The sequence below is a fragment of the Rhodococcus sp. P3_B8 genome (assembly GCF_056402775.1).
The window spans coordinates 1-4,323 of sequence record NZ_JBFUGT010000434.1; the positions used below are offsets into that span (position 1 = coordinate 1).

Sequence of the window (4,323 nt, forward strand, 5' to 3'; positions counted from 1 at the left end):
ACGTAGTCGGGCACCTCGGTGGCGGGGAGCTTGTGGCCGCGCAATTTGCGCCCGAAGCTCGTGTCCAGCCCGAGGCCGCCGCCGAGATGGACCTGGAAGCCCTCGACCTGGTTGGAATCGGCATCGGTCACGATCATGCCCTTGAGGCCGATGTCGGCGACCTGAATGCGGGCGCACGAGTTGGGGCACCCATTGAGGTGAACTGTGATCGGGTGCTCGAGCTGATCCTGGACGTCGGCAAGTCGCTTCTCGACGTCTGTGATGAGTGCGGCGGCTCGCGCCTTGGTCTCGACGATCCCGAACTTGCAGAATTCGATGCCGGTGCAGGCCATGGTGCTCCGTCGCCAGGGCGACGGACGAGCGGGGAAACCCAGTTTTTCGAGATCGGCTTGGAGGGAGTCGATACTGTCGTCCTCGACGTCGAGGATCACCAGTTTCTGCATCGGGGTGATGCGTACTCGTCGGGATCCGGATGCTTCCGCTGCTCGTGCCAAGTCGGTCAGCACGGTGCCGCCGACCCTGCCGACGACGGGTGCGATCCCGAGGGCGTTGAGCCCGTTCTTCTGGCGCTGGATGCCGACGTGATCGCGTGGTTCGTCGAGCGGTTCGGGTGCTGGTCCATCGAGCATCGCGCGTCCGAGGTATTCCGTTTCGAGCACGTCGCGGAACTTTTCGACACCCCAGTCCRAGACGAGGAACTTCAGGCGTGCCTTCGCCCGCAGTCGCCGATACCCGTAGTCGCGGAAGAGGGAGACGATTCCGATCCACACGTCGGGCACGTCTTCCAGTGGTACCCACGCTCCGAGGCGCTCGCCGATCCGCGGATTCGTCGACAGGCCGCCGCCGACCCAGACATCGAGTCCCGGGCCATGGTCCGGGTGGTCGACACCGATGAACGCCACATCGTTGATCTCGTGGACCACGTCTTGGAGACCGGAGATGGCGGTTTTGAATTTGCGCGGCAGGTTGGAGTAGTCGGGGTTTGCGATCAATCGGCGGGTGATCTCGTGCAGAGCGGGTGTGGCGTCGAGAACCTCGTCGACGGCGATGCCGGCCATCGGCGAGCCGAGGACCACGCGCGGGGTGTCGCCTGCGGATTCGGCGGTCGTGAGGCCTACCCCGTCGAGCCTCCGCCAGATTTCGGGTAGGTCCTCGACCCTGATCCAGTGCAGCTGAATGTTCTGGCGGTCGGTGAGATCCGCGGTGTCGCGGGCGAACAGTTGGGAGACTTCACCGACGACGCGCAGCTGTTCGGTGGTCAGTGCCCCTCCGTCGATGCGGATGCGCAGCATGAAGTGCTCGTCCTCGAGCTCTTCCGGCGGCAACGTGGCGGTTCGGCCGCCCTCGATGCCGGGTGCGCGCTGGGTGTAGAGCCCCCACCAGCGGAAGCGGCTTCGCCGATCGGTCGGGTCGATGCCGGCGACACCGGTACGGCAGTACACCTCCTCGATTCTCTTGCGCACGTTGAGGCCGTCGTCATCCTGTTTGACCTGCTCGTTCACGTTAAGCGGCTCACGGTCTCCCTGAGCCCATTGCCCCTCCGTGCGCGGGGCCTTTGCCTGCGCAGGGCGGGTCTTCGGTGTTGTCATCGGTGCTCCTGTCGAAACTGCGTGCGCAAAACTGTAGCGTAGACGAATAGATCGTGCATTAATTATATGTGCACACCCCGGTTGCCGACGAAGTGAAGGATGAACCATGAGTAGAAGCAATTTTCTGGTCGACGCCGAATGGGTCGCCGAACACGGACGCGACCCCGACGTCGTCCTCGTCGAGGTGGACGAGGACACCACGCAGTACGAGACGAATCACATCGACGGTGCCGTCCGCATCGACTGGAAGCGCGATCTTCAAGATCCGGTGCGCCGCGACGTCATCGACCGGCGATCGTTCGAGAAACTCCTGTCCGAGCGAGGAATCGCCAACGGCGACACGGTGATCCTGTACGGCGGGAACAACAACTGGTTCGCCGCCTACGCGTACTGGTACTTCAAGCTCTACGGCCACCGCGACGTCCGGCTGCTCGACGGCGGACGCAAGAAGTGGGAGCTCGACGGCCGGCCCTTGTCGAGCGAGGCGGTCACCCGGCCGGCCACCGACTACGTGGCGTCCGAGCCCGTGTCGGGAATCCGCGCGCACCGCGACGAGGTGATCGAGCAGATCGGGAGAAAGAACATTGTCGACGTCCGGTCTCCCGACGAATTCTCCGGGAGGATCCTCGCCCCGGCGCACGTCCCGCAGGAACAACCCCAGGTTCCGGGGCACGTCCCGACTGCTGTCAACGTGCCGTGGTCCAAGGCTTCCGCTGACGACGGCACCTTCCTCGGTGAGGACGCGCTCCGCGCCCTGTACGGCGACGCCGGCCTCGACGAGACGAAGGACATCATCGTCTATTGCCGGATCGGCGAAAGATCGGCGCACAGTTGGTTCGTTCTCCACGAATTGCTCGGCTACCCCGACGTCCGGAACTACGACGGCTCCTGGGTGGAGTACGGCTCGTTGGTCGGCGTCCCGGTCGAGAGGTAGCCCGCGCCTTGACCAGGTCTCGCTTCACCGAACTCAATCAGCGCGTGCGGTTCATGATGTTCACCGTGTTCCAGGTGGTCCCCGGCGCGCTGCCGGATGTCCGCGACGAGGTCGTGGACGATGCGCGCACATACCTCGAGCGAGTCGCCGAGTCCGGTGTCGCAATCCGCGGAATGTACGACGTCGCAGGACTACGTGGAGACGCCGACTTCATGATGTGGACGCATGCCGACACCGTCGAGGAATTGCAGGCCGCCTACTCCGGTTTCCGGCGCTGCAGACTCGGTCGAGCGTGCACGACGGTGTGGAGTGCGGTCGCGCTCCACCGGCCGGCCGAATTCAACCGCAGCCACATCGCGGCATATGTGGCCGACGAGAAGCCGGGACAGTTCGTGTGCGTGTACCCGTTCAACCGATCGCTCGAGTGGTATCTGCTGCCGGACGCCGAACGGCGACGGCAGCTCGCCGAACACGGCCGAGCGGCTCGCGCCTACCCGGACGTGCGGGCCAACACCGTGAGTTCCTTCGGGTTGAGCGACTACGAGTGGATCCTCGCCTTCGAGGCTCCGGACCCGAGCCGGATAGTTGACATGATGCGAGACCTTCGCGCTACTGACGCGCGCAGGCACGTTCGGCTGGAGACGCCGTTCTTCTCCGGCCCGCGAACCGGCCTCGATGCCCTCGTTGCGCGATTCCCGTGACGATCGCCGGCAACCTCCAGAATGATTCGTGCAATATTAGTTATTGCACGAATCATTCTGGTAGCCTAGTGGCATGACCGCAGACATCCAGCAGGGGAAGGCCGGCGACGATCTACTCGCTCTCGACCGGCAGGTGTGTTTCGCGCTCGCGATCGCGAACCGGGCGGTACTCGCCGTCTACCGCCCCTTGCTCGAACCGATGGGGCTGACGCATCCGCAGTACCTGGTCATGCTCGCCCTCTGGGGAAAGGCCCCGATGGCGGTCAAGGAGATCGGGACCGCACTGCAACTCGATTCACCCACCCTCTCGCCGCTCCTCAAGCGTCTCGAAGCGTCCGGACTGATCACGCGCACCCGCAGCCGGGCCGACGAGAGGCAACTGGATGTCGAACTGACCGAAGCCGGTGCTGCGCTACGTGCGGAGGCCGAGAAAATTCCGCCCGCCGTTATCGAAAAGCTCGGTGTCAGCCTGGCCGAACTCGAAGAACTTCACGACGTTCTCACCCGCGTCAATCAGGCTGCGCTCAGAGCGGGCGCGCTCGATCACTGAGGACAATCATGTCGAATTCGACTTCAGCACAACATGAACAGGTAATTGTCATGTCCCGAAACACGCAACGAACCCGGCCCGGCCCCCTACAGTGGCTGGGCTACGCGGTAGGCCGTAAACTACCCGACTCCATGCAGGACTGGGTCCGCAACGACCTGGTCGGTGACTGGGCGGTTCCCCGGCACCTCGTTCGCAGCATGGTCCCGTTCGTTCCGGTCTTCGCCGCGTTCTTCCTGTTCCCGGGGCCGCTCGGACTGCGAGCCTCCATGGTCTTGCTCGGAGTGCTGCTCGCCGTGTTCTATGCGGTGTCGTACATGGCACAGAACCGATCTCGACGCCTGGAGAGGCACGGACTGCCGCCCGACCTGGAGAACCCGAGGAAGGCGTCCCGTCACGACGCCGAAAAGGCCGCGTACGAGAAGCTCCACGGACCTCCCGGCACCTGGGGCATCGAACGGCGCAGCGGCAACGAACTCCGCTGAAGACAGTCGATCAACCGTTGCCGAGAACGGTCACATCGTGAGGACCATCCGATAGCGTGCGCGTCCT

General features: G+C 64.2%; 5 protein-coding genes. 4 read left to right on the forward strand and 1 reads right to left on the reverse strand.

Annotated elements, in window-relative coordinates:
- Positions 1-1,589 (reverse strand): nitrite/sulfite reductase (locus AC1D1G_RS42265; RefSeq protein ID WP_477956608.1); only part of this gene is annotated, 1,589 nt, incomplete at its 3' end.
- Positions 1,590-1,695: 106 nt separating this feature from the next.
- Between AC1D1G_RS42265 and AC1D1G_RS42270 the strand changes: the two genes are divergently transcribed.
- From AC1D1G_RS42270 to AC1D1G_RS42285, 4 genes are all read left to right on the forward strand, one after another.
- A complete protein-coding gene (locus AC1D1G_RS42270) occupies positions 1,696-2,523 on the forward strand; it encodes a sulfurtransferase (protein ID WP_477956607.1) in 828 nt (275 codons plus the stop codon).
- An 8-nt stretch (positions 2,524-2,531) separates the two neighbouring features.
- Positions 2,532-3,224, forward strand: coding sequence for a hydrogen peroxide-dependent heme synthase (gene hemQ / locus AC1D1G_RS42275; RefSeq protein WP_411194609.1), 693 nt, complete (start codon positions 2,532-2,534; stop codon positions 3,222-3,224).
- Positions 3,225-3,297: 73 nt separating this feature from the next.
- Positions 3,298-3,774 carry a MarR family winged helix-turn-helix transcriptional regulator gene (locus AC1D1G_RS42280; protein WP_009472891.1) on the forward strand — a complete coding sequence of 159 codons (477 nt, stop codon included), beginning with the start codon at positions 3,298-3,300 and terminating at the stop codon, positions 3,772-3,774.
- 50 nt (positions 3,775-3,824) lie between these two features.
- The gene (locus tag AC1D1G_RS42285; RefSeq protein WP_280784292.1) at positions 3,825-4,256 is read left to right on the forward strand and encodes a DUF5313 family protein; all 432 of its coding nucleotides are present in this window, start codon (positions 3,825-3,827) and stop codon (positions 4,254-4,256) included.
- The last annotated feature ends 67 nt before the right edge of the window (positions 4,257-4,323 follow it).

Coding starts and splice junctions, on each gene's coding strand:
- AC1D1G_RS42285 (WP_280784292.1), top strand. CDS start 3,825: ATGTCCCGAAACACGCAACGAACCCGGCCCGGCCCCCTACAGTGGCTG.
- AC1D1G_RS42270 (WP_477956607.1), top strand. CDS start 1,696: ATGAGTAGAAGCAATTTTCTGGTCGACGCCGAATGGGTCGCCGAACAC.
- AC1D1G_RS42280 (WP_009472891.1), top strand. CDS start 3,298: ATGACCGCAGACATCCAGCAGGGGAAGGCCGGCGACGATCTACTCGCT.